Source organism: Shewanella abyssi, assembly GCF_023284025.1.
Taxonomy (GTDB): Bacteria; Pseudomonadota; Gammaproteobacteria; order Enterobacterales; family Shewanellaceae; genus Shewanella; species Shewanella abyssi.
In genome coordinates this window covers 1-26628 of sequence record NZ_JAKIKR010000059.1, presented here as the reverse complement: position 1 = coordinate 26628, position 26628 = coordinate 1, and the positions used below count along the sequence as shown (strand labels likewise).

Below are 26628 nucleotides of genomic sequence, written 5' to 3'. Positions count from 1 at the left end.
TGCAGGTAGCGTGACAGTGGATGTGGCCGCAAACGTAGCAATCGACTCGGCCAATAACGGTAATACCGCGGCGGCGCAGTTAACGGCGACTTATGATGCCAGCCGACCAAGCGTCACCATTAGCGGTGCCAGCGGTGATATCAATGCCGCCTTTAGCGCAACATTCAGCTTCAGTGAATCGGTTACTGGTTTTGCGATTGGTGATATTTCGCTATCCAATGCATCTGTCACTAACTTCAGTGGTAGCGGCGCAAGTTATAGCGCAACCATTACCCCTACTGCTGCAGGTAGCGTGACAGTGGATGTGGCCGCAAACGTAGCAATCGACTCGGCCAATAACGGTAATACCGCGGCGGCGCAGTTAACGGCGACTTATGATGCCAGCCGACCAAGTCTTACGATCACTGGTGCTTCGGGTAATATCAATGCCGCCTTTACCGCGAGCTTCAGCTTCAGTGAATCGGTTACAGGTTTTGCAATTGGTGATATTGCAGCTAGCAATGCATCGGTCACTAACTTCAGTGGTAGTGGCGCAAGTTATAGCGCAACCATTACGCCGACTGCCGCAGGCAATGTGACGGTGGATGTTGCTGCAGATACTGCAGTGGACTCGGCAAATAACGGCAATACCGCGGCGGTGCAGTTAACCGTGACCTATGATGCCAGTCAGCCAAGTGTCACCATTAGCGGCGCTTCGGGTGATATCAATGCCGCCTTTACCGCAAGCTTCAGCTTTAGTGAAGTGGTTACTGGTTTTGCAATTGGTGATATTTCGGTATCCAACGCATCGGTCACTAACTTCAGTGGTAGCGGCGCAAGTTATAGCGCAACCATTACTCCTACTGTTGCAGGTAGCGTCACAGTAGATGTGGCAGCAAACGTTGCAATGGATTCGGCCAATAACGGCAATACCGCCGCGGCGCAGTTAATCGCGACTTATGATGCCAGCCAGCCAAGTGTGACTATTTCAGGTGCCAGCGGTGATATCAATGCTGCCTTTACCGCAAGCTTCAGCTTTAGTGAGTCGGTTACTGGTTTTGACGCTTCCGATATTGCGGCAAGCAATGCATCGGTCACTAGCTTCAGTGGCTCAGGTGCAAGTTATAGTGCAACCATCACCCCGACAGCCGCAGGCAATGTCACGGTTGATGTGGCTGCAGATGCCGCTGTGGACTCTGCCAGTAACGGCAATACTGCCGCTGAGCAACTCAGCATTATTTATGATGATACGCCGCCAACCGTTGTAATTAACGGAGCTACGGGAGACATCAATAGTGCATTTACCGCTAATTTGCGCTTCAGTGAGGAGGTTGCAGGCTTTGACATCTCCGGTATTGAGCAGACCAATGCGACCTTATCTCAGTGGAGCGGTGAGGGGCTTAGCTATAGCGTTCTAGTGACCCCTATCGAACAAGGAGAGGTGTCACTATTAATTAGAGAGAGTGCCGCGGCCGATAAGAGTGGCCGATTTAGCCTAGCGTCGGAATTGTTCAAGGTTAATTTCGATAGTGTTAAACCTGAAGTGACCTTGTCGCTGATGGCAATGGAGGAGCGTGAAGAGTTTGCTTTAGAGTTGCTCTTTACAGAGCAAATCACTGGGTTGACGTTAGAGGACTTTCAAATTGAGAACGGCGTAGCGTTAAGTTTAACGGGGGAAGAAGATAGATATGTACTCAAAGGCGCTGTGACATCTGTCGGTCAAGATGTCTTGGTTCAGTTACCTGCCGATGTCGTTGCAGACAGTGCTGAAAACGGTAACCTGCAATCAACTAACTTCGCCTATCCAACTAACAGTCCGGGTAGTGTGCGCATTGATGGCTATAAAGTTGTTGAGCAAACCATTACAGCCGTGATTGATGATATTGATGGCATAACCGAGCCCGCTGCAAACTATCAATGGTTCAGTCATGTGAATGAGCAAAGCATGAGTATTGGCTCTGGGGATGATTTCTATGTGTTGACGAGTGAAGAGGCGGGTAAAGCTATCTCGGTTATAGCGACTTATATCGATGATGCGGGTAGAACTGAGACTGTCTCATCAGAGATAACGGCAATGGTGAAGACTATTCCTGAACATGCACTTTCACTCATTAGTGATTTTGCAGAGTTAGATGGTGACACTGCAGATTTACTTGCTCAGGTTTATCTTGATGCCGGAGTCAGTAATGCAACATTAGAGCAGCTAGAGAGTATTTTGGCTCTGCTCAATAATGCAGTGGCTAATTACTCTGCTGCTGATGTTGATGAGGTCGCGGAAATTGAAGCGTTAATCGCACTCATTCTTCTGGGGCAAGACAGCGATGGTGATGGTATACCTAATCTGGTTGAGAGTGATGTCGATACCGACGGCGATGGAATGAATGACGCCAATGATGCTGATTCTGATAATGATGGTATTAGCGATGCTACTGAGTTTTCTGTCTCCATATTATTAGCAACTGAAAGTAGTAGCTCAAACGTCAAACCAAACGCCAAATCTGGCATAAGTTCAGCTTCGAGCAGCTCGATATCGACAAGCAAAGGGGTTGCTGATGCTGACGAAGACGGCATTATCGACTTCTTCGATGCCGATGTTGATGGAGATAATCAAATAGATGATGGGCGAGTCGACATTAACTTTGACGGCGTTGATGACAACCTTGCATCAATAGCTGCAGTGATTGAAGTATTGGCAGAACTTGACTTTGACCAAGATCACAGCGCAAATCATCTTGACTTAGATTCTGATAATGACGGTGTTGCTGATGTATTAGAAGCAGGGCTTGAGGATGCCGATAGCAATGGGTTTAATGATGATCCTGAGAGTATGATTAGCACAATAGAGATGCTTATCGACACCAATAGTGATACCAAGCCTGATTTCCTTCAGTTAAAGAGTGACGGTGAAGTCTTTGATTTAATTAACTTCGGCTTACCCCTTGAGATGGATGCAGATCAGGATGGACGATTAGACGATACTATCGATATGGATCATGATGGGCTTGTCGATATCATTGATGGTGCTGTTGGCGCATTCGGTAGCTTACCTGATCTCGATGGTGATGGTTATGCTAACCATGCTGATGACGACGATGATGGCGATGGAATTCTTGATGTTGATGAAAACCCACAACATGCGTTCTATACAGGTTTTGATGCCGATGCTGATGGCATTGATGACGGTGTTGATCATGATGTTAATGGTGTCATTTCAGGCATCGATAGTGATGGTAATGGAGTCAGGGATGATAGAGAAATGTTAGATACTGATAATGACGGCATAGCAGATCATTTAGATGTTGACTCTGATAATGACGGTATCAATGATGGCGAGGATATCAGCAACAACAATGGGCCTGATGGTAAAACGATTACTGGTGGCGGCGCTATCAATTTTGCCAGTCTTATTGCATTGCTGATGTTAGCTATGGCTCGGCAGAGAAAAGTAAGGGCAGTAAGCGCTATATCGGTCTTTATGCTAGTGACTTTAGCGTGTGTTGTACCTGCTCATGCACAGTATTCGATTGGTGCGGGGGTCGGTGCCGTAAATCTTGAACCAACATTTTACATCGAAGTCGATAAAGATAATGATTACGACCTATCTTACAATCTTGAGCTTGGCTATGGTTTTACAGAAAACTGGTGGCTTAAATTACGTGGCGTTGAGTTAGGCCAAGTAGATTTAAGTCAAAATGGCAGCCTTAATGCTGAGATTGACTACAGAGGCGCGGCGCTATTTGCGCAATATCAAGCAGCTATCTTTAATGATTCAGGTTTTGAACTCTACGGCTTAGCGGGGATCAGTTGGCTAGAAACCAAAACAGCTGGCCCTCTCAATATTGACGATAACAGCGATCAACAATTTGCAGTTGGTGCAGGGCTATATTATGGGTTTAATCAAGATAACGGTTTGGCACTTGAATGGGTTTCCTACGCTGAAGATGTATGGGTTGTAGGCTTACAATTCACCAGCAGGTTTGGGGACTAATCTTTTAGCTAGCTTTGTTGCTGTATTCGCTGCACAAATAAAAATGGCCGTTTTGTTTTCACAAAACGGCCATTTTTTTAACGATGAACTGGGCGTAATTAACGACTAGTTAGCGATTTTTAGATCGGCTTTATCAACGATGAGGTTCATATCAAAATCGAACTCATCGACGCGGATAGCACGTTCACGCTTTAGGTTATAGTCCTGCAGCTGCTGGTGCTCGCTGTCATTGATCACTTTGGCCTCAAGTGCTGCATCGAGTGTTAGTGAGAACCTGATACCGGGCTTAAAGGTACGTGCTCTAATGGCTTTTTTCACTTTAGCTAACAGTGGCAAACAATCCATCTTGGCTAGATAGGCTTGTTCATTGATGTAGTTACCATCGCCCGCAACAGGCTTAACCAAGTGGGTTAGGTTCTTCTTAAACTCAGTATTTAACTGCGCTTGCTTAGCAAGTTCACGCACCAAGTCATCATTGATTTTCAGCATCTTCGGTGAATAAGTTAGCGTAATAAGACGCATGAACTTACGTGTAGAAGATGATGGGAAGTTATCTAAAAAGTCCAATAGCGCTTTTTCGGCTTGGCATAGTGACCAACGCGTTGCGTAATGGAAGTATGGCGCCGCATCAGCACGCTGCTCAGCAGGTAGCTTTTGCTCGTAGTAACGGATAGACGCCATTGCTGCATAGAGATAGCTCATCACATCGCCTAAACGGGCTGATAGCATCTCTGCTTGCTTTAACTTTCCGCCCAGTACCAGTAGTGAGAAATCGGCATAGACGGCTAACTTTGACGCTAGTTTATGCACAGATTGCTCATAGGGTTTCACTTCTGCAAGTTTGGAATTTGCAGAAGCGGTGAAAGGCAGCAAACCGAGTTTGAATGCACGTAAACTGTTGCCAACACTGTAACCAACGGTTTTACGTAAAATACTGTTGAACTCTTTATCGGCTTGTTTTTCATTGGAGTGGATAGACTCAACCATACTTTGTAAATATGGATGGCAACGCATAACGCCTTGACCGAAAATCATTAGGTTACGGGTAAGAATGTTGGCGCCTTCCACGGTAATGGCAATGGGCTGGGCGATATAACCCGAGGCCAAGGTATTTTGTGGACCATTTTGAATCGCCTTACCGGCTTGAATATCCATCGCAGAATCAAGTACGTCACGGCCAAGCTCTGTCATGTGATACTTTGCAATTGCAGTCACAACCGACGGCTTTAAACCTAGCCCTAAGCCTTCGGTAGTGAGTACTCGCATTGACTCCAGTAGGTATGTTTTACCGGCAATGTCAGCCAGTTTCTCTTGAATACCTTCGAATTTACCAATCGATAAACCAAATTGCTCACGCACCGCGGCGTACTCAGCCGATGATTTAAATGCACACTGGCCAACCGATACCCCCAGTGCGGGCAGTGAAATACCGCGCCCAGCGCCGAGACATGCAACTAGCATTGCCCAGCCGCGACCGATATTTTTCTGGCCACCAATGATGAAGTCCATTGGGATAAATACGTTTTCGCCACGAGTCGTACCGTTGTAGAAGCTCATCCCCATTGGGTCATGGCGATTACCTAGCTGCACGCCAGAATGAGACTTAGGGATCAACGCACAGGTAATGCCAAGACTTTCTTTACCGCCGAGTAATCCGTTGGGATCTTCGACTTTAAAGGCAAGACCTAGCACAGTTGCGATAGGGGCCAACGTGATATAGCGCTTGTCCCAGGTAACACTTAAACCGAGTACTTGCTTGCCTTCATATTCACCCATGGTCACGGTGCCTATATCTGGAATACCGCCAGCGTCAGAACCCGCTTCTGGGCTCGTTAGGGCAAAACAGGGGATCTCTTGTCCTTTAGCAAGGCGTGGTAACCAGTAATCTTGCTGCTGTGAGGTACCGTAATGCATCAACAACTCGCCAGGGCCTAATGAGTTAGGCACCATAACGGTAACAGCAACGGTAGAGCTTTTAGCGGCGATAGTACCAACAATGGTTGAGTTGGCGTAGGGGCTAAACTCAAGACCACCGAATGATTTTGGAATAATAAGAGAGAAGAACTTGTTCTCTTTTAAAAAGTTAAGAATGTTTTCTGGTAGATGTGTGCTGCGCTGAATTTCGAAGTCATCAACCATCTCTATTAAGGTTTGCACTGGGCCCTCTAGAAAGGCTTGTTCATCAGCGGACAAGGTGGCAACCGGAATATCGCGCAGAGCAGCAAAATCAGGAACACCTTGATAGATAGAACCCTCTAGCCATACATCACCAGCGTCGAGTGCCTCTTGCTCAGTGGTAGAGATGCTTGGTAGTACTTTTTTTAGTTTAGTTCTTATGCTCATTTTTATGCTCGTCCGACCAGAAGTGTGGGTCACATTACGTCACAAAATGGGTGCTAGATCAACTTTTCAAACGATAAATTTAAACACCCGTTTGGATTTTTGAACTAAATATCAACATTAACTATAAACGTTTCATAAGCTTACGCGTGTACGCTGGAATTGAATTATTTTTATAATGATATGAATTAATTGATTTAAATCAAATTACTCTGGTGTGAACTACTTGTACTGGGGGCCCATAAGGGGAGTTTGCTAGATAGCGTTGCATAGCTGTTCGAATCAGTTTCTAGCTATAAACACTAATGCTTTGTGTGGTTTCCACATAGGTCTGCATTACTGTTACTTGTTGCTGTTGGGCTTTACTATTGACCACAGCTGCTCGTGCATCATCATTGTTAGATAGGTAGTAAGCAGACGCTGGGGTGATACTTTTGCTGTCTGTTGCCACTCCGGCGATATCGGCATAAAATTGATATTGAGCTTTGGCCTTTTTATAGTCGACGTAGTCATCAACTTTCTCACCTTCATTGGGTAACTTTGGCTCTACAGGCAAGATCTCCGCTTCATTGGCTGCCGATGAAGCTTTTTTAGCAGCGTTATCTTGCGCCGATAATTCAATTGCGTTGCTAGACAATGTCGCTGTGTCGACAGGCACTGCAGGCGTGCTTGGTTGAGGTTTGCTGTTATTGACTAGTTGCGACTGACTGCTGGCACTGCTTTGCGGTAGATTTGGACTGCTAAGCGCGGTGGACTGACTTGCAGTATTGGGTAGCGATTGTGAAACTTGCATAAAACCTCAATCATCGAAATTAGCTTAATAGACAGTATTTTAAGCCATTAAAACTGAATGTGAACTGAACCAAGGGTAAACAGGTAAATTTACTAGTACTAATGCGGTGGCAGTTTAGCAAGCTCAGTAAGTTTATGGTCTATTTTGCTTTGATTATGCGAGCTGAGACGATGTTTGAGACTTTAGACGTTTGTTTCTGAGATAAAGCTCAAGCCATTATCTTGGCTCCTTTATACTGGCTCAGTGACATTAGCTTAGAGATATAAGCTAATGGTCATTAGCTGAATTGATAACGCTAAGAAATGGCAAGTAATGTCGTGCTAAATATCGCCGTTAAAGCCATAGCGTAGGGCATCAATTTCGCGTGATAACTCAGAGTCAAAATGACTAGCAGGCCAGATCCCGCAAGTACGCCAAAATAGATAATGCTGCCATAGGCAATACCTTGACCGACAATGCAGCCCCAATAAGTTAACGCGAGCCCAATCCAGCCCGCGATAGACAAAGCGCGGCTCAACTTCTCACTCGGAGCTTTACCTAAAACGACCCGATGGTGAGAGAACATGGCTAACGCTAGTAAGCAAAATGCGATGTAACTAAACCCCAATAAACTCAACATCATCTTATCAAGCCTCTTTTCTGGCAATGGCAGTTGTTTGAGTCAATAGCGACTGTTTCATGCTTTGAGGATGGCTAACAGGCCGGCGACCTGTAGGCTGTTTAATTATCCCTGCTACCAGTTTGGTTCGGGCAAACAAAATGCTAAGTCCTATCACCAGGCACATGCTGTCGAAACCCACTAAAGACCATTGTGCTTGGTTAATGTTGCTCAGCAGATCACTATTAGAGGTCATTGCATTGAGCAGCGGTATGGCAATTAAGCTTGTGCCCGATAACGCCAACACATAGCGCCATACTGGCAGTGTTCGTTTAAAGCAGGCGATAACAGCAACACCAGCCAATGCGATGAAAAAGCTATTGGCTTCCCATTGTGCGCGGTTGAGCATATCGAGTGGTAATAGCCTATTCGCGTAGAAAAAGGCGCTTGCAGCCAGAGGTAAACCGGCAATAAAAGTCAGATTTAACCCTTCGACTAAGCGCAGCCCAACGCTAGCTTTTTCGCCCTGGTTAATCAGCTTATGCTGTTTCTGGCGAATTTTATTTGCCCAGAGTAGGGTGCCAGTGGCAATCATGGCGCAGCCCATCACGCCACAGAGAAAGAAAAACAATCTTAATACAGGCTCTGAAAAACGGCCGGTATGCAGTGCGATTAAGGTGTCATGGGTATTCTGAGCGCCAGAATCAGGCTCGACTCCTTTACTTAAAAGAGAGCCATCTACAGCATCGAAAATAATAGCGATTCTTCTATCTGTTACCGCTTCTGCGGTATCTTTATAGACGCTGACTCGACTGTTTTTATCGCCAGGATTGCTGACGACAACTTGCCTAATTGGGATGTTGCCCAGTAATTCACGAACCTGAGGAAGTAGCGACGCTAACTTAATGGTGTCGGCGGCTTCACCTACTGGCTTTACTTGCACGCGGCTAGGCCTTAACTCTTGGCTAAAAGCCTTTCTATCACCATCATACGCGGTGACGACAGCCCATGGCATATACATCGCCATCAAGGTAACGAGTCCGGTATAGGTGATCATCAAGTGGTAAGGCAGAGCGAGCACTGAACTCACATTGTGAGCATCGAGCCAAGCACGGCTGCCTTTGTTGCGTCTAAAGCTAAAGAAGTCTTTGAAGATCCGTTTATGAATGACGATACCGCTGATTAATGCAATCAGCATAAACATGGTACAGAAACCGACAATCCATCGCGCTATTTTGGCCGGCATATAATGCAGGTCAAAATGTAATCGATAGAAGAAGTTACCGCCTTTTGTTTGACGGACATCGGTGATGACCTGGTCTTGCCCTTGGGTTACAACATGTTCGGTAAACTTACCACGACGCTGCCCCTCTTCTGGCTGAGTTTGCCAGCTATAACTTAGATAGGGTTTACGATCCGTCGGAAAACTGATGCGCCAATCACGGGCACCATTCGCGTGTAGTCTCAGGTAGTTTTGGGCTCTATTTAGCTCGATTTCAACTTGGCTGGCGTCGTAATCTTGTATCACATTTTGGTGCAGTTCAGGCTTAGTCCACAGGCTAATATCATGGCGATAATAACTCATTGTTCCGGCGAAAAATATCAGTAGAAGTACCCAACAAACCAGCAAGCCAACCCAAGTGTGCAGCCATGTCATGCTACGGAAGAAATTTTCTTTCATTGTTAACTTACCAGCAAAATAATCAGATAAAAAAGGCCGCTCAACGTGAGCAAGTCTCGCCATGCTAGCAGGTGATGTTTAACGCTAAATACCCAAATGACTGCAGCAGCATAGATAGAAAATGACAGCATCATTGCGGTCAATGTGCTTTGAATGGCGACAAGCGGCAGGATAAGCGCAAGCAAGCCACAGGCGGTTGCCGCTAAAAGATAACCAGCGAAGATAGCGGCTAGCGTGCGCGAGCTAATATTGAAAACCTGCGAGCGAATCAAATGCTTGAAATTAGCGTAAAGTGAGACCAATGAGACTGCCACCTAATATCAGGCGTCATTAACGTTGCGCCTAATCTTTATAAAATAGGTGAATATTTTACATTAAACAGCGCTATTGATAACTATTTTTATTCGCATTTAAGTGTAAAGATGACAATCTTGAGATATATGTCGCAAAAACTGCAGGCTTGCTATTTTCCAGTTTATACCATCTTACCTGAATCCTGGACCTTCAAGTAGGATGGGTTTAAGAAGGGCAAACCGTCGCACCCAAAGCCGCTAAATATGTATCTTGATGTTACTGAAACGGGAATATATCCTCATCCTAACAGGCCTAGGTCCTAAATCGGCAGTGTTCCGTGCAAACAAGGTTAACGAATGTTGAGTGGTTACGCTAAGTGATTGATGTCATAACGAGCAGTAAATAAATTTTAAATTTTTTGCTAAAAACGTGATAAAAACCCAGCTAAAACTGTTTTTTTTGTCTAAATTTGTAGAAGGTAATTAAGCGCGCGACTGATTGCTTTTTGGCGCGTGAGTCAGTAATTACTCAGTTAGTATATGTTTTAACCATAGCTAAATGACATTTTAATGAAAAACTGAAAATATTAATTTTTGACTTTACTGATGGATAGTGGGCTACAGCGGTGTATGTGTTTTTTGTGAGCAATTATTGAGATAAATTTTTATTAATAAAGCTTGTAATTTGGCGCGCTAACCCCAAATGTATTAAGAGAAGTCATTGTAAAAAGGAAAACCTATGAAAATAAATCTTTCTGGTCACCACGTTGAAGTAACTGATGTTGTTAGGCAGCATGTCCAAGAGAAGTTTTCGAAGATAGAGAGTCATTTTCCAACCCTGATCGCACTCGATATTATTATTTCTAAAGAGCATAGCGAATTCCAGGTTGAAATTAGAACCAATTACGAGGGAAGTCGAATATCATCGTCTGGTAATGATGCTGTTATGTATCCAGCAATTACCAGCGCCGCTAAAAAACTCGATGCGGCACTAAAGCATCGTAAAGGCCAACTGAAGGCTGATCTACATTCAAAGCCAGTTGTTACTACTCCAGAGATTGCCCATGAAAAAGTTCAAGAGATGAACTTAAGCTAACGTAGCCGTCTTTAGATATAACGCCCTCGCAGCTATAAATAATTAGCGCGAGGGCTTTTTTATATCTTACGTTTTTGTAATATGCTAAAAATTGATATGAGATTTTGTGCTGCTTAGTCGGCCTCAGATTTTGAAAATACCGTATGATTTTCTTTAGGCGGTGGCGTCCAGCCGCGCGCCATTTTTGAAAAGCTGCGATAGCGCTCATCCTTCATCGCGGCGCTTAATGTCTCTTCCAACTGAATGAACATGTCGCGGTAGTGGACTATATGTTTATCATCCTCTGCAAACATTTTCCAAGACTCATAGAGAGTATCTTTATGGGCCATCTCTGTCTCAAAAAATATCGCCCGTTGTTGTTCAGCCTTAAAGGGATGAACCCCAAGTTTAGTTAATGCGTGTTTACCCAGCTGCAGCGCGGAGTGAAAGGTTTCACTGACCATAAAGTCGGCACCCGCTTTACGCAGTCGATAGAGGCTACTTCTATCAAAGGCTCTGGCAAGAACAATAACGTTTGGATAGGTATGTTTTATATATTCGGTGAGTTCGACCGCTCGGTCTGGATTATCAATGGCTATTACCAACATCTTGGCTTCCGCTATACCTGCTGTATGTAATAAGTCGGGTTGCGTAGCATCACCATAAAAACTCTTGGTGTTAATTTTTCTAAGGTTTTCAACTTGCTGAGCCTCATGATCTAGCACCACTGTTTTAAAGCCATTAGTCACTAAAAGGCGATTCACAATTTGGCCAAATCGACCTACGCCGGCAATGATAACAGTCCCTTTTTCATCGATAACATCAGGTGCTCGGGTGTTTTCTGTTTGTTCGTAGCGAGGTAAAATAACTTTATCAAACAGAATGAACAGCCCAGGGGTGAGGAACATCGATAGCGCCACCACTAAAGAGAGTATTTGCGCTAAATCGACTGGAATAACATGATTTTGTACGGTATAGCTCAGTAGTACAAAGCCAAACTCGCCGGCTTGTGCAAGGCTGAGAGCAAACAACCAGCGATCACTATTTTTGATCTTAAAGATCATTGCCAGCAGCAGCAACACCGTGACTTTAATAAGAATAACCCCTAAAGTCATTGTCATGACTGGAGCAATATTGCTGGCAAGTACATCAAAATCGATACCCGCCCCCACAGTGATAAAAAACAGGCCGAGCAATAAACCTTTAAACGGTTCTATTACGGACTCAAGTTCATGCCTAAACTCACTGTTAGCCAACACGACGCCAGCTAAGAAGGTGCCTAAGGCAGGAGATAGCCCCACAAGGCTCATCAGCGCCGCAATACCGATGACTAGCATTAATGCTGCAGCAGTAAATATCTCTCGTAATTTAGAGCTTGCAACGTAACGAAACAGGGGGCGGCTTAAGTAATGTCCACCGACAACCACAATGGCTATTGCGAGTAATACCACAATGCCATAGGCCCAACCGGGGAGCCCTGCAACTAAAGATATCTCTTCATGATGCTCTGCAGCAGTGGCTGCGGCTGACTGTGCTTTTGCAATGAGTTCTGGCAGAGCAAGCAGTGGAATTAACGCCAACATAGGAATGACGGCGATATCTTGAAATAGTAGAACAGAGAATGCGTTTTTTCCGCCTTCTGTTTTAGTCAGGTTCTTTTCATTAAAGGTTTGCAGCACAATCGCGGTTGATGACAGTGAAAAAATCATACCGACCGTAAGCGAAATACTCCAATTGAAACCGAAGGCGAATGCAATGCCCATCACCACTAATGTCGATAATCCAACTTGAAGTCCCCCTAAGCCGATAAGTTTGTGGCGCATATTCCACAGCATGCGAGGTTCTAGCTCTAACCCCACGAGGAATAGCATCATCACCACGCCAAATTCGGCAAAGTGCTGCAAGGTACTTGTTTCACTGCCCACTAAGCCCGCTATTGGCCCAATGACGACACCAGCAATCAAGTATCCTAGTACAGACCCCAAACCTAGCCGTTTAGCAAGAGGAACGGCAATAACGGCGGCCGATAGGTAGATAAAAGCTTGTATAAAATAAGCGGTCATTATCAGTCCTTTATCAAGGTGTTAAGGTTTCCATTCAGCTTTGGAAGTGTGGTTGCCTGTGCAATATCTAGGGTGCCATTACTTAGTGCTAATAAGATCCTTTGCCAATCTTCGATATGTGATTGCAGACGGTTTTCCTCAAAAGCACTGCGGGCGCAAAATAGCGCAAAAGGAGCAAGGTAAGTCATACCGGTAAGGCGTGCTGTTTGCTCTAGGGGCTGGAGTAACTCCCTCAATGTAAAGTGGTTGTAACCATCAGCCTGGTAGGCTGTTTCACTTCCGCCTGCACTAATGGCGCACATAAAGGTTTTACCCTCCAAGGCATTACCGTTTGCACCGTAGGCAAAGTCATATTCGAGTACCAGATCTTGCCACTCTTTTAAAATTGCGGGTGTGGAGTACCAGTAAAGCGGAAACATAAAGATGATCACATCATGATCTCGAAGCTGTTGCTGCTCTTTATCTATATTGATCCTAAATGTGGGATATTCAGCATATAGATCAATAGCAGTGACATTTTCTTGTTGTTGGGTGGCGCGAAATAGCGGTTTATTGATCTCTGAACGCTCTTGAGAGGGGTGAGCGTAGAGTACGAGGATCTTGTTGGTTGCATCAGCCATTGTCCGTCCAATTTAATCATCCTAACTATCTGTTATTTAATTTAGCACAGAGAGCGGCCATTAGAGGCAATCAACGTCTTGATTAAAGCCCATTAAATTCCCACAGAATTCGGTATCTTCAGTTAGGATGGGTATAGATGCATTAATAAACTTTGAATGCACATTGATACTTAGTTTATGTTATTACGCTTGTCTGCAAACAAGCATACGCTAGATTTATCCCCGTTCTACCTTAAGCTGGCAATGCTCGGTTTGGAGGGTTTCGGCGCGAACGATATCAATGGATTTGTCTGCTTTCACACCTATGCGGTTATCTTTAAAAATATTGATCTCTATTTCGCCTAAAGAGTTGCCATATTCATCGTAGATATTACTGAGAATAATCGCACTGTTCACTGAGCGGGTCAGAATTAACATAATACATCCTTGTATTTGAACTGCTGCTCCTAGTCTAGACTAATATTTAAACTAAGGCGGCTCAGCAAAAAGGCTTATTTGCTCTTTTGGGCTGCTAAAATTAGTTTTTTTAGTCGATTTTATTAATGAAAACCGCAAGCTAAAGATGATTATTTATTGCAGATTTATTTAGCCAGCCAAGGGTTAGCCAGGTTATGGCTGCTCGAGCGTGTAATTAGTTTAGAAATAATACCCCTAAAGGAATAATTAAATCAGTGAGATAACTACAGAGTTCACAGAAGCAAAAAACAGTATAGATATCAATTGTTATCAAATTTCTTGGCCGATACACTTAAGCTATTACATAAGATACATATAAAATGCTTTTTAAAAGATAAGGCAAGTGATGTTAAATATCGATGATCCCGCCGCAACAGAAAAAATTCCCGCCCTGTTTCGCTTAGGTTTTAGACCTTTTTTCTTAGGCGGTGCCTTGGTGGCTATGTTGTTTGTACCGCTCTGGTTGCTGACTTGGTTTTACCCTGAGCATAGTCTGTTTCAAACCGACTTCTGGGTAAAAGTGGTGCCGCTTTGGTGGCATCCTCATGAAATGTTATTTGGTTTTGCACTGGCAATCGTGTGTGGTTTTTTGCTGACATCAGTGCAGACGTGGACAAATCAACCGGGCATGAAAGGCTGGGCTCTTGCTGTCACCTTTGGCTGTTGGTTGATAGCGAGATTGATGTTGCTATTGCCGGTGTCTATTCCTTTGTGGTTGCCGGCAATATTTGACTCACTGTTTTTAGGGCTAACAGCGCTAAAGCTTTGGCGTTGCGTCTATAAAGTGAAGCAATGGCACAATATTGGCTTTCCCATCATGCTGGTGGCCGCGTTATCGATAAACCTACTTAGCTATTATGCGCTAAGCACCAGAGACTTTTCGCTGAGCCTACAGATATGGCAAGCGATGATATGGTGGCTGGGGTTACTTATCACTATAGTGGGTGGGCGGGTTATTCCGTTTTTTACAGCAATAAGAATTAAGCAAACCAAACCTACGCCAATCGCTGTGATTGAAAAAAGCCTTATTGTCGTTATGGTCGCATTGGTTATTCAAGCCATTAGTAAAGTGTTGCCGTCGGCGGTTGAGCAAGCTCTATTGCTTATCGCCGGAGTGCTACACCTTGTTCGTTGGTTACGTTGGTTCCCACACAAAACCCTTAAAGAACCTATGCTGTGGTCTCTACACATAGCGTATCTCTTTTTGCCAATAACCCTGTTAGCGCTAGCTGCAAATATTCATGACACCATGGCGTACCGTCATTTGATCCATCTATTTGCTATCGGTACATTAGCAGGTATTTGCTTGTCGATGATTTCAAGAGTATCGCTTGGCCACACTAGCCGAAATATCTATGAAGGTCCGAATATGACGGTTGCCTTTTTATGTATTCCTATCGCTGCAATATTAAGAGCATTGATGCCAATCATTGCGCCCGAGCAATACCCCTTGTGGCTGTGGATGGCGGGCGCATTTTGGTCTTTAGCGTTTGCTATGTTTGTGGTGAACTATGCAGCTATTCTGTCAAAACCACGAATCGATGGACGCCCAGGTTAGGGCTGTTATTTAAAATATGATTGATACCCAAACGACCTCAAAATTTAGGATTTAGAAGTGGCTTGGGTATATCACTATTCATTAAGGTAAGTAGAGAATTAGATGAGCGTAAAAATGTTAACTAAAGTGATCAGTGCTTTTTTGTTTGTGTCTTTGGCTAGCGTTGCTAGTTTAGCGCAAGCCTCAGAGCCCAGTGTTGCAGCAAAAGAGCAAGCTGCGCGCGATGCGAGTTTAAAAGAGAAGTTTCCAGAGCAGTATAAAAGCTGGTTAGAAACTTCAGAGCAAACAGAGCGCGAAGATATGTTGGCAAGCTATCCTGCTGCTGTCATCTTGTGGGCAGGCTCTTCGTTTGCCAAAGAGTATCATAGCCCTCGCGGTCACCATTTTGCAGTGGCGGATGTGACTCATACTTTGCGCACGGGTGTGCCGCCCAAAGCGGGTGACAAGGGGTTGTCAGCCAGTTGCTGGACCTGTAAAACACCTGATGTACCGCGATTAATGAATGAGCTCGGTATCGAAGGCTTTTCTGCCAAAAACTTTACCGATGTTGGCACTGAAGTGAATAGCGTAGTGTATTGCACCGATTGTCATGTTGATGGTAAAGCTGAATTGGCCTTACCCCGCCCCCATGCTCAAGATGCGATGGCGAAAGTGCATCTTCCTTTTGATAAGCAAGATAACAACATGAAAGGCGCCCAAGTGTGTGGCCAGTGCCATGTGACTTACTATTTTCAGCCAGAGCGCAGTAACAAAGTTAATATTCCATGGATATTTGGTAACAATGTTGACGATATAGAGAAGTACTACGATACCCGTCGTTTTTACGAATGGATCCACCCTATCTCTCAAACCCCGATCTTAAAAGCACGTCATCCAGAGTTTGAACACTGGAGCAGCAGTAAGCACGCTGATGCTGGGGTCACTTGTATAACTTGTCATATGCCTGAAACTAAAGATGCTAAAGGAAATACCTTTACTAGCCATAAAGTGAGTAAGGCGCTGGATCATTTTGATGAAGTTTGTCAAAGCTGCCACAGGAGCGAGCAAAAAATTGTTAGCGCACTTGAGAATAACAAAACCACGATTAACGCCAAGGCACGTGAAGTTGAAGGCTTATTGGTAAAGGCTCATTACGAAGCTGCTGCTGCGTGGGATGCTGGTGGAACTTGGTCGCAAATGAACGATGCAATCATGGCTATTCGTCATTCGCAATGGCGTTGGGACTTTGCTATGGCATCTCATGGTTTATACGCCCATAACCCAGAATTGGGTAATACATTGCTTGATACCTCAATTGAGCAAGTTAACTATGCGCGCCATTTACTAGATGAAATCTTAAAGAAGTTTGATGTAAAGAGTGTTAGCTACCCTGATATTAGCTCGAAAGCAGCAGCCCATGCAGCTGTTGGTATTGAGCTTGAAAAACTAACGGAAGCGAAGAAGAAATTTATCAAAGAAGACGTTGATAAGAATTGGTCTGAAGTGAGCCGTCACGGCTACGAGTAGAGCGTTACTGTTTTAAGATTTCACCCATTAAAGAGCCAGCTTAGATAAGCTGGCTTTTTTATTTGTCTTTTCAGTGAGTAGGCCTAAAAGAGTAAGTCAATAATCAGCCCAGCGCTAAACAAGGCGCTAAAAATCATGGTGAGTTTGGCTGTGCGTCCCAATAAAGGGTTAAGTGCAGCGCCTGTGACTTCGTTAAAATCACGGCATAGACTACGCGCCAAGATAAACCCAAGACCTGCCAGCAACACGGGTAAACCTGCGAGTGCTCCCATCAAAAAACCTGCAATGATAATGGCAAAAGGTAAGTAGACAAAACTCTGATAAAAAATACGTGCTTGCGCTAAACCAAGACGTACAGCAAGTGTTTTCTTGCCTGCCTTAATATCGGTGTCCATGTCTCTGGTGTTGTTAACCAGCATAATAGCCGCATTAAGAAAACCAATAGCCGAGCCGAGTAGCCATGCACTACCACTGGTGGTACCGGCTTGCAGAAAATAACTGCCGACCACGGCAACAAGTCCAAAAAAGACAAATGCAGCAACTTCACCTAGTCCATGGGAAGCAAGGGGGTAGGGGCCACCACTATAGCCCAATGCACCTAAAATGGCCGCCGCCGCTAGAAAAGCAATAGGCCATCCACCATGGGCGATTAAAAATGAGCCAACAATGAGTGCTAATACAAGACATAAAACCATTGCATTACGCACCGCTGTTGGGCTTAATAAGCCGCTTTGTGTCACTCGAACTGGGCCGACACGCTCAGCCGTATCGATACCACTTTTAAAGTCAAAATAGTCATTGGCTAGGTTAACCGCAATTTGTAATAGCACGGCACAGAGCATAGAGGTGACAGCGATGAACCCGCTGAATTGTTCAAGTTGTAGGGCTAAAATATTACCGACCAATAATGGCCCAATCGCCGCAGGCAAGGTACGAGGGCGTATTGCTAGTATCCAAGGATTCATTTTTATTATTACTTTACAGAGGTATATATCGCAGGATTACGACGTAACATAGAAGTGTAGAGCTTATATCATAGCAAAATTAGCAGCGTCTAAAAAGTGGGTTTTCTGTCGAAAATTGCGTCTAAGTTAACATTATCGTCAACTTGAGGCTTTGATGAGCAGCGCGGTTTGAATTTTTAGATCTAGCGCACACCTGTCCACAAGTGTTGTATGCAATATTGAGTATCGCGCTTGAATTGATGTATCGATACTTAGGTTGTGAACACTTGGAGTTATTGATTGCATTACAGGGAAGTCTGCATCTAAAACCTACATAAAACGTTTGAGGGTCTAGGGATATGCGTTTTGAACATCAAGTCGCCATTGTTACTGGTGCAGCTTCAGGCTTAGGGCGAGCTTATGCTATAGCGTTAGCAGAGCGGGGAGCACGAGTTGTCATTGTAGATAGTGAACCATTAACCTCAAAAGATGCTGGTTTGCGTGGCTGCGCTCAAGCAATCGCTGCATTGGGGGGCAAAACGAAAGTATTTTGTTTAGACGTCAGTGATTCTGCCGCGGTGCAACAGATGGTTGATGATGTGCTGTTGGACTGGGGGAAAGTTGATATTTTAATCAACAATGCCGGTATCCATCACTCATGTCCGTTTGAACACTTAAGTGAGAAAACGTGGAAACGCCAGTTTGATGTCGATGTGCATGGCAGCTTTAACATGACTAAGGCTGTATGGCCAAGCATGAAGCTTAGCGGTTACGGTCGAATTATTATGACCTGCGCCAGTTCAATCTTTGGCGATGTATATGAGTCGAGCTTCAGTGCGAGCAAAATGGCGTTGCTAGGCTTGGTTAATAGCCTTCACCTTGAAGGTAATGAGTTTGGTATTGCGGTTAATACGATTACCCCCCATGCCGTCACCCAAATGACAGCTCAGCATCTTGCTCCTGCCGTTAGACCACTGTTTTCAAAAACGACGGCCTTGTCAGTGATGCTTTACCTGTGCAGCTCCAAGTGCCCGTCTGGGAAACACATCTTTGCCGCAGCAGGTGCGATTAGCCAAGCTGAACTCGTCGAGTTTAGCGCGAGTCGATTTACTGCCGAAGAGTGCACACCTGAAGTCATTCACAGCCGTTGGGGTGAGATCTACCGTGCTAAGCCCTATCGATGCCGTTCATCGGGAGAAGCACAGGTGTTAGCATGGGCGAAAGCCTCGGCAGAACAACGTAATATCGATATAGAGTAAAGCTGGCGAGGAAAGGGGGTCTTGAGTTAAGCTAGCCAGTCATAGTCGCCACATGTTTAGGTTCCGATGAGTCAAGTATTAGATGATCTACTCGCCTTACTTTCTTTAGAGCAGATTGAAGAGGGGTTATTTCGCGGACAAAGCCAAGATTTAGGTTTTGGTCATGTGTTTGGCGGTCAAGTGATGGGCCAAGCCCTAAGCGCAGCGAAACAAACCGTCTCAGCTGATCGTAAAGTGCATTCACTGCACTCCTACTTCTTACGTGCTGGTGATGAGAAGTTACCGATTATTTATGACGTCGAGAATATGCGAGACGGGGGTAGTTTTAGTGCCCGCCGCGTCAAAGCGATTCAAAAAGGTCGGCCGATATTTTATATGACCTGCTCATTTCAAAGCGCGGAAGAGGGCTATGAGCATCAAGCTGTTATGCCTGAAGTGCCAGGACCTGACGGCTTACTAAATCAGCAAGAGCTGGCGATGACGCTGCAAGACAAGGTCCCTGCCAAGATGTTAGAGAAGTTTATGGCAGATACCCCGATAGAGATGCGCTTGGTTAACCCCTGCAATCCGCTAGCGGGTAAAGCCACTGAGCCGGTGCGTCATGTTTGGATCCGTGCCAATGGCAAAGTACCACAGAACTTGTGCGTACATGATTATCTACTGGCCTATGCAGCGGACTTTAATTTCTTGGTGACAGCAGCTCAACCCCACGGCGTGTCATTTCTAACCCCAGGTATGCGTATGGCAACCATAGATCATGCCATGTGGTTCCATCGCTCATTCGATTTAAGTCAGTGGCTGCTGTATAGCATTGAAAGTCCCAATGCCAGTGGTGGACGTGGTTTTGTGACTGGACAGTTTTTCAATCAGCAGGGGCAATTAGTGGCTTCAGCGACCCAAGAAGGTCTGATCCGTATGACCAGCAAAAAGTCATAACTCACGCTATTTAAAAAGATAAATATTCAGGATGAAAAGATGATTTCAGTATTAAAGAAGTGGACCGTTTTACTGTGTTTGTTAACACTTAACGCATGCGTAACCGTAGAAGAAGTCCCACCTGTAATGGTCAATGGAGCAGCGGGTTATCTGGAGAAGTTGGCACTGCCAGAGGGGTGTTCTATTACGATCGCAATCATTGATTTAGACACGCCTGGGGTTATTGTTGCTCAGAAGAGCTTTAACATTGTACGGGCGCCAGTGCCGTTTAAGTTCTTATTACCAGACGCGTCTATAGATGATTCAATTCATTATGGCGTAGTCGCAATGATTCAATACAAAGGCAAAGTGATATTCCAAACTTATGATCGCTTCCCTGTGATTAGCAACAATAAGTTCACCACTGAAGTGGTGATGAAAGCGGTGCAGGCACCGAGGTCATAACAGGTATTTATAAGTTTAAAAAAGGAGCCTAAAGGCTCCTTTTTCGTTTTGTTAATTCATTAAGCCATAACAGCTAGAGCGATTCACTGCACTGCTAGTCTTTTTTAGCCGCTTTTTCCGCTTGCTTCTGTGCTTTAGTTTTCCAATGACGGGTATTGTAAATAAACTCAGGTAGCAATTTAGTCAGCCAGGCTACGAGACGCCAGCGCTTAGTGACATAGGCTTTACGTTTACCGGCTTTCATCGCTTTAATGACTTGGCTGGCAACTTCTGCTGGAGGAGAAAGCCAAATACGGCTTTGCTGCAAGGCTGCCTTATCGAGCAAGCCCAATTGGATATCGGTAAGGGTAATCGGAAGTTTCAGCCGCTGTGCATGCATGCTCAGCCCTTCGAAATAGTTTTCTGCATAGCTTTTAGATGCATGATAGGCAACGTTTGGCCCACCTCTTAAGCCTGCAATCGAGTTAATCGCCGCTAATTGGCCATAACCTTGATCGCGAAATAGTCTAAAGGCTGTATTGCATATGGCTGAAAAGCCCTGCACATTTACGGTGATGATATCCTGCTCTGGTTGCCAAGGTAGTTCAGGGTCGTAGCTATTTAACCCTGTATTGACTAGCACAAGATGGGCGCCGCCTAGAGAATGCCACACTGCATTAAGCGTTGAAATAACAGCTTGAGGATCATCTATTTGCAGTGGAAATACTTCAGCCTTGGTAGGAAGCGATTGGCTAAACTCAGTAAGAGATTGTGGATCTTGTGCTAATAAGGCGAGCTCTACACCATCATCCGCAAGCTGTTTTGCTATTTCACGGCTGAGTAATGAGCTTGCGCCCACAATTATTGCAGTTGCTTGTGTCATATGAATATTCGACTTCAAATAGGTCACTTATCATAGGAACATTAGTGTATTAGAACAAGATTAATTGTCTGTTGCTGTGACAGGGGTGCTGAGTTCTGCCAAACGTAATAGGAGAACACTCGCTAATCGCTGTGATATTCATCGTAAAGTCATACAAATTTCAACTACAGACATATAGACTTCTAGAAGTCTTAATGTATTATTAGGAGCGTTAACATGAAAAATTGTTTTAAGGCTGTCATCTCTTTTATTGTCACAGCAGGTTTACTATCGGGCTGTGCGACCCCAAATGCGATGGTCGAGATCCAAGGAGAGGTTTGGTACAAGGAGCGTCTAGCATTACCAGCAGAAGCTGTTATTACCATTAAAGTGCAGGACGTTTCATTGGTGGATGCACCTATGGTGGACATCGCTGAATTTGAACGCAGTGATGTTAGTACGCCGACGCCTTTTCAGTTTTTGATCAACCGAGATCAGTTTGAGGAAGGACACACTTATACTGTTGGGGCGCATATTAGCCTTAACGACAAACTTATATTTATCAACGAACAAGCTTATAGAGTTGATTTAGCCTCTAGTGAGCCTATGTCGGTTCTATTACAGAAGGTAGCGCACTAAACCAACTTGTGATGCAAGGTTTACCGGCGCCTCTTTCTGTTATTACTCTCATTAAATAAGAGGCGCTGTATGCCGGTTAAAATCCCCGACAATCTGCCCGCGGCAGAGATCTTGGAGTCTGAGAATATTTTTGTAATGTCTGAAACGCGCGCTGCGAATCAGGACATTCGTCCAATGAAAGTGCTGATCCTCAATCTAATGCCAAACAAGATTGAAACAGAAACCCAACTGCTGCGTTTATTGGGTAACACGCCACTGCAGATTGATGTTGATCTGTTGCGCATCCATGACAAGGAGTCAAAACATACCTCGATTGATCACATGAATAATTTCTATCGTGATTTTGAGCAAGTACGCAGTAAAAATTATGATGGTCTTATCATTACAGGAGCGCCGTTAGGTCAGGTTGAATTTGAAGATGTCTCTTATTGGGATCACATAAGAGAGATTATTGATTGGTCACAGCAACATGTCACATCGGTATTGTTTTTATGTTGGGCTGCCCATGCTGCGCTGTACCACCTGTTTGGCCTCAATCGTACACTGCTGAAATCTAAGCGTTCTGGGGTATTTCTCCACACACGAACTTGTGAACATTTCCCATTACTACGTGGTTTTGATGACGAATTTTACGCGCCACATTCTCGTTTTGCCGAAATGAATATCCAGCAGATCAAGGCGCATCCTGAGCTACAGGTATTAACAGAATCCCAGCAAGCGGGCGCATACATGGTACTCAGTAAAAATAGCCGTAATTTGTTTGTTATGGGTCACCCTGAGTATCACAAGTCGACATTGAAAGATGAGTACCAAAGGGACTTGTCCCAAGGGGGATCGCCTGAGGTGCCACAGAACTACTTTAGCAATGATGACCCCAATCAACAGCCCATTGCCCGCTGGCACAGTCATGGCAGTTTGTTAGTCAGTAACTGGCTCAACTACTATGTTTATCAGTTAACGCCTTACAACTTGGATGACTTGAACGGAGGACCCCCTTGGGAAACTGAAGTGCTGTAACGTTTATAGCCATCATAGTTATAGCTGAACCGATATCTATTTGGGTATCGGTTTTTTGTTGCCTCAGCTTTATGAGAACAGCAAGTAATACTCCCCTCTACAAAACCTCTTTTCTTTCGTAAAAAATGTTGCTTAGCGCCATTTTTGCGGCCGTACTTTCTGCTGTACACCTTCTGTGTAAATCCTAAGTGACATCGCAACAGTATACTTTGGTATGGGTTTGACCAATCAAGGCTTGCTTTACGTTCGCGTAAACGTCACAGTGTGGAAATGTTGAGCGAGATCACATTTTTGTCGTTAGCGGTTTTACGGAAATATTGTATTTTTATTTCATGTGTAAGTGTCTGGTAGGTATCTGTAAAGATTGTAATAAATCTACTTTATCAACTTAACGTAAATCGCTAGCCGAGCATGAAAGTAAGCCTTAAAGTCATACTGGAGTATATATGAGTTCAGATCTGTTAAACCAAGATATCGTTATTGTTGCCGCTAAACGCACCCCTATGGGTGGGTTTCAGGGGGCACTTTCAAGCGTCGCTTCGCCAAAACTTGCAGCGACTGCGATTAAAGGGTTAATGCAGCACAGTGGCTTGAAAGGTGAACAGGTAGATGAAGTGCTCATGGGCTGCGTATTACCTGCAGGCCTTGGTCAAGCGCCAGCGCGTCAAGCCACTCTAGGTGCTGAACTGCCGCTATCTGTCGGTGCTACAACGGTCAATAAAGTATGCGGTTCAGGTATGAAAACCGTGATGCTGGCCCATGACTTAATAAGAGCCGGTAGTGCAAATGTTGTTATCGCTGGTGGTATGGAAAATATGAGCCAAGCGCCATATCTACTCGACAAAGCCCGTGGTGGCATGCGCATGGGTCATGGCAAGGTGTTAGATCACATGTTCCTTGATGGCTTAGAAGATGCCTACACCGGTGGCGCTATGGGCACATTTGCTCAAAACACCGCCGATGATTTTAAATTGACCCGCGAGCAGATGGATAATTTTGCACTGAGTTCATTAGAGAAAGCCAATGCTGCGATTAATACCGGTGCTTTCGAAGCGGAAATCACTCCCGTCACGGTGGCTAATCGCCGCGGCGATATCGTGGTCAACACCGATGAACAACCCGGTAATGCCCGCCCAGACAAAATCCCAACACTACGCCCCGCATTTGCGAAAGACGGCACGATTACCGCAGCAAACTCCAGCTCAATTTCAGACGGAGCGGCAGCAGTGATGCTAATGACCCGCGCACAAGCCGCTGAATTAGGTCTTGACGTGATGGCAACTATTAAAGGCCACACGACCCATGCACAAGAGCCTTCAATGTTCACTACCGCACCAGTTGGGGCGATGAATAAGCTGTTAGATAAAGTGAACTGGAGCAAGGAAGAGGTTGACCTATTTGAGATAAACGAAGCGTTTGCCATGGTCACGATGTTGGCAGTATCAGAACTTGGACTTGATATTGAAAAGGTCAACGTCAATGGCGGTGCATGTGCATTGGGTCACCCAATAGGCTGCTCTGGTGCTCGTTTGCTGGTCACCTTAATCCATGCACTGAAAGCGCGCGGTCTAAACAAAGGCGTTGCGTCGCTATGTATTGGTGGCGGCGAAGCAACAGCGATGGCAATTGAACTATAAACCGTTAATTGAACTGTAAACCGTTAACTTTGGCGGTTTTTAACAACAGATAAACCGTATTCAACAAGACTCGATTTAAGGGTGAGCCAGCGGTAAACATCAGTGCCCGGCAGTGATGTTTCGCAAAATAAAATAATAATGGCCGCAGTTAAATCATCATTTTACTCATCACTATCAAAGATAGGCGATGATAAATAGGAAGCGATATGACTATTCAAGTTAAGCATTACATCGATGGCGAATGGATCTTAGGTAATGGCGAGCAGCAGATTGCCGTGACCAACCCCGCGAATAACGAAACGATTGCCGTGGTGAATGCGGCATTACCAAGCGAAGTTGAAACCGCTATTGCCAGCGCAAAAACCGCTTTCAAGACCTGGAAAGAGGTACCGGTTTCTGAGCGTGCACGGGTGATGCTTCGATATCAGCATCTGCTAAAAGAGCATCATGATGAGATAGCGACTATCCTGGCACAAGAGACAGGTAAGACGTTTGATGATGCCAAAGGTGATGTTTGGCGTGGAATCGAAGTGGCTGAACATGCATGTAATATTGCTTCAATGATGATGGGCGAAACGGTAGAGAACGTGGCGCGTTCAATCGATACCTATAGCTACACCCAGCCGCTTGGGGTTTGCGCGGGTATTACACCGTTTAACTTCCCAGCGATGATCCCACTGTGGATGTTCCCATTGTCAGTCGCTTGCGGTAACACCTTTATTCTTAAGCCGTCTGAGCAAGATCCAATGACGCCACAACGTCTTATTGAGTTGTTTGTCGAAGCGGGTGCGCCAAAAGGTGTTATCCAGCTGGTTCATGGTGACAAAACGGCTGTTGATATTGTATTGCGCCATCCGGACATCAAAGCCATCTCTTTTGTAGGCTCAGTCAATGTTGGTCAATACATCTACAAGACAGGTACCGATAACCTTAAGCGTGTGCAAGCATTTGCCGGGGCTAAAAACCACTGCGTCATTATGCCTGATGCCAATAAGCAGCAAGTGATCAATAACCTTGTTGGTGCTTCAGTTGGCGCTGCGGGTCAGCGTTGTATGGCGTTGTCGGTTGCCGTTTTTGTTGGCGCCGCTAAAGAGTGGATCCCTGAGCTTAAAGAGGCAATTTCAAAAGTTAAACCCGGTCTTTGGGATGATAAAGATGCAGCCTACGGCCCGGTTATTAGCCCAGCGGCTAAGCAACGCGTTGTGAGTCTTATTGCACAAGGAATCGAAGAGGGCGCTGATTGCTTACTTGATGGCACCGACTTTACGGTTGCAGGTTATGAGACCGGCAACTGGATTGGTCCAACCATGTTCGACAAAGTCACCACCGAAATGAGTGTCTATAAAGAGGAAATTTTTGGTCCAGTACTTTGCTGTATGAACGCCGAGTCATTGGAGGAAGCTATTGAGATTGTTAACAATAGCCCTTACGGCAACGGTACCGCTATCTTTACCGCCAGTGGCGCTGCAGCGCGTAAATACCAGCATGAGATAGAAGTGGGTCAAGTCGGTATTAACGTGCCAATTCCAGTGCCGTTACCTTTCTTCTCATTTACCGGTTGGAAGGGCAGTTTCTATGGCGATCAACATGCATACGGTAAGCAAGCAGTGCGTTTCTATACCGAAACTAAAACCATCACTGCTCGTTGGTTTGAGTCCGACATAGCGGTAGCGTCAGCCCCCAACATGACAATCGACCTTAAGTAATAATATCAGCCAATTGCCACCTATTTTTAGGTGGCAATGTTCATTTGAAATCGCCGTTTATCAAGCGAGCTTAAATTGAACAAGAATAACAACCCAAATAATGAATAGAGGTCAGCAACGATAGTCGTAGAGGCCGCCGTTAGCTAGAGACCCTAAGCCTTGGACTAGATCCAAGGTAATTGACAGTATTGTTTACTGTATACGGTACCGTAAACAATACTGTCAATTACCTTGGATCTAGTCCAAGGCTTAGGG

At 45.0% G+C, this 26628-nt stretch carries 21 protein-coding genes; 11 read left to right on the top strand and 10 right to left on the bottom strand.

Features of this window, described 5'->3' with window-relative positions; genetic code table 11:
• Nucleotides 1-3967 (top strand): Ig-like domain-containing protein (locus L2755_RS18995; RefSeq protein WP_248982252.1); only part of this gene is annotated, 3967 nt, incomplete at its 5' end.
• 105 nt (nt 3968-4072) lie between these two features.
• Here L2755_RS18995 and L2755_RS18990 read toward each other — a convergent pair.
• The 5 genes from L2755_RS18990 to L2755_RS18970 form a co-directional block, all read right to left on the bottom strand.
• On the bottom strand, nt 4073-6310 hold the full coding sequence (locus tag L2755_RS18990; RefSeq protein WP_248982251.1) for an acyl-CoA dehydrogenase: 2238 nt from the start codon (nt 6308-6310) through the stop codon (nt 4073-4075).
• Between the two features lie 286 nt (nt 6311-6596).
• Entirely contained in the window at nt 6597-7100 is a 504-nt protein-coding gene (locus L2755_RS18985) for a hypothetical protein (protein WP_248982250.1), read from the bottom strand.
• A gap of 295 nt (nt 7101-7395) precedes the next feature.
• Nucleotides 7396-7722, bottom strand: a complete 327-nt coding sequence (locus L2755_RS18980; RefSeq protein WP_248982249.1) for a DUF3325 domain-containing protein — start codon at nt 7720-7722, stop codon at nt 7396-7398.
• 4 nt (nt 7723-7726) lie between these two features.
• Nucleotides 7727-9379 (bottom strand): PepSY-associated TM helix domain-containing protein, encoded by a 1653-nt coding sequence (locus L2755_RS18975; protein WP_248982248.1) that lies wholly within the window; start codon nt 9377-9379, stop codon nt 7727-7729.
• 2 nt (nt 9380-9381) lie between these two features.
• Entirely contained in the window at nt 9382-9693 is a 312-nt protein-coding gene (locus tag L2755_RS18970) for a hypothetical protein (protein ID WP_346348107.1), read from the bottom strand.
• Between the two features lie 718 nt (nt 9694-10411).
• On the opposite strand from L2755_RS18970, the gene hpf reads away from it, so the two are divergent.
• Complete coding sequence (gene hpf / locus L2755_RS18965; RefSeq protein WP_248982247.1) at nt 10412-10768, top strand: ribosome hibernation-promoting factor, HPF/YfiA family; 357 nt, start codon at nt 10412-10414, stop codon at nt 10766-10768.
• 113 nt (nt 10769-10881) lie between these two features.
• Here the strand turns inward: hpf and L2755_RS18960 are convergent, their stop codons facing one another.
• The 3 genes from L2755_RS18960 to L2755_RS18950 form a co-directional block, all read right to left on the bottom strand.
• Entirely contained in the window at nt 10882-12810 is a 1929-nt protein-coding gene (locus L2755_RS18960) for a monovalent cation:proton antiporter-2 (CPA2) family protein (protein WP_248982246.1), read from the bottom strand.
• A 2-nt stretch (nt 12811-12812) separates the two neighbouring features.
• Nucleotides 12813-13430: an NAD(P)H-dependent oxidoreductase gene (locus tag L2755_RS18955; protein WP_248982245.1), complete on the bottom strand. Its 618-nt coding sequence runs from the start codon at nt 13428-13430 to the stop codon at nt 12813-12815.
• Between the two features lie 216 nt (nt 13431-13646).
• Complete coding sequence (locus L2755_RS18950) at nt 13647-13847, bottom strand: carbon storage regulator (RefSeq protein WP_248982244.1); 201 nt, start codon at nt 13845-13847, stop codon at nt 13647-13649.
• Nucleotides 13848-14232: 385 nt separating this feature from the next.
• On the opposite strand from L2755_RS18950, the gene L2755_RS18945 reads away from it, so the two are divergent.
• On the top strand, nt 14233-15444 hold the full coding sequence (locus L2755_RS18945) for an NnrS family protein (RefSeq protein ID WP_248982243.1): 1212 nt from the start codon (nt 14233-14235) through the stop codon (nt 15442-15444).
• A gap of 102 nt (nt 15445-15546) precedes the next feature.
• On the top strand, nt 15547-16950 hold the full coding sequence (locus tag L2755_RS18940; RefSeq protein ID WP_248982242.1) for an ammonia-forming cytochrome c nitrite reductase subunit c552: 1404 nt from the start codon (nt 15547-15549) through the stop codon (nt 16948-16950).
• Between the two features lie 83 nt (nt 16951-17033).
• On the opposite strand, the gene L2755_RS18935 is transcribed toward L2755_RS18940, so the two are convergent.
• Entirely contained in the window at nt 17034-17915 is an 882-nt protein-coding gene (locus L2755_RS18935; RefSeq protein ID WP_248982241.1) for a 1,4-dihydroxy-2-naphthoate polyprenyltransferase, read from the bottom strand.
• A gap of 338 nt (nt 17916-18253) precedes the next feature.
• Here L2755_RS18935 and L2755_RS18930 point away from each other — a divergent pair, with 338 nt between their 5' ends.
• The 3 genes from L2755_RS18930 (at nt 18254) to L2755_RS18920 (ending at nt 20533) form a co-directional block, all read left to right on the top strand.
• Complete coding sequence (locus L2755_RS18930) at nt 18254-19153, top strand: SDR family NAD(P)-dependent oxidoreductase (RefSeq protein WP_248982240.1); 900 nt, start codon at nt 18254-18256, stop codon at nt 19151-19153.
• A 66-nt stretch (nt 19154-19219) separates the two neighbouring features.
• Nucleotides 19220-20089: an acyl-CoA thioesterase II gene (tesB, locus tag L2755_RS18925; RefSeq protein WP_248982239.1), complete on the top strand. Its 870-nt coding sequence runs from the start codon at nt 19220-19222 to the stop codon at nt 20087-20089.
• A 39-nt stretch (nt 20090-20128) separates the two neighbouring features.
• Entirely contained in the window at nt 20129-20533 is a 405-nt protein-coding gene (locus L2755_RS18920; protein WP_248982238.1) for a YbaY family lipoprotein, read from the top strand.
• Between the two features lie 94 nt (nt 20534-20627).
• Here the strand turns inward: L2755_RS18920 and L2755_RS18915 are convergent, their stop codons facing one another.
• Nucleotides 20628-21395, bottom strand: a complete 768-nt coding sequence (locus L2755_RS18915; protein ID WP_248982253.1) for an SDR family NAD(P)-dependent oxidoreductase — start codon at nt 21393-21395, stop codon at nt 20628-20630.
• A 216-nt stretch (nt 21396-21611) separates the two neighbouring features.
• Here L2755_RS18915 and L2755_RS18910 point away from each other — a divergent pair, with 216 nt between their 5' ends.
• From L2755_RS18910 to L2755_RS18895, 4 genes are all read left to right on the top strand, one after another.
• Nucleotides 21612-22013 (top strand): YbaY family lipoprotein, encoded by a 402-nt coding sequence (locus tag L2755_RS18910; RefSeq protein WP_248982237.1) that lies wholly within the window; start codon nt 21612-21614, stop codon nt 22011-22013.
• A 69-nt stretch (nt 22014-22082) separates the two neighbouring features.
• The gene (gene metA, locus L2755_RS18905) at nt 22083-23030 is read left to right on the top strand and encodes a homoserine O-acetyltransferase MetA (RefSeq protein ID WP_248982236.1); all 948 of its coding nucleotides are present in this window, start codon (nt 22083-22085) and stop codon (nt 23028-23030) included.
• A 446-nt stretch (nt 23031-23476) separates the two neighbouring features.
• On the top strand, nt 23477-24667 hold the full coding sequence (locus tag L2755_RS18900) for a thiolase family protein (protein WP_248982235.1): 1191 nt from the start codon (nt 23477-23479) through the stop codon (nt 24665-24667).
• A 206-nt stretch (nt 24668-24873) separates the two neighbouring features.
• Nucleotides 24874-26373, top strand: a complete 1500-nt coding sequence (locus L2755_RS18895) for a CoA-acylating methylmalonate-semialdehyde dehydrogenase (protein ID WP_248982234.1) — start codon at nt 24874-24876, stop codon at nt 26371-26373.
• Nucleotides 26374-26628 lie beyond the last annotated feature (255 nt).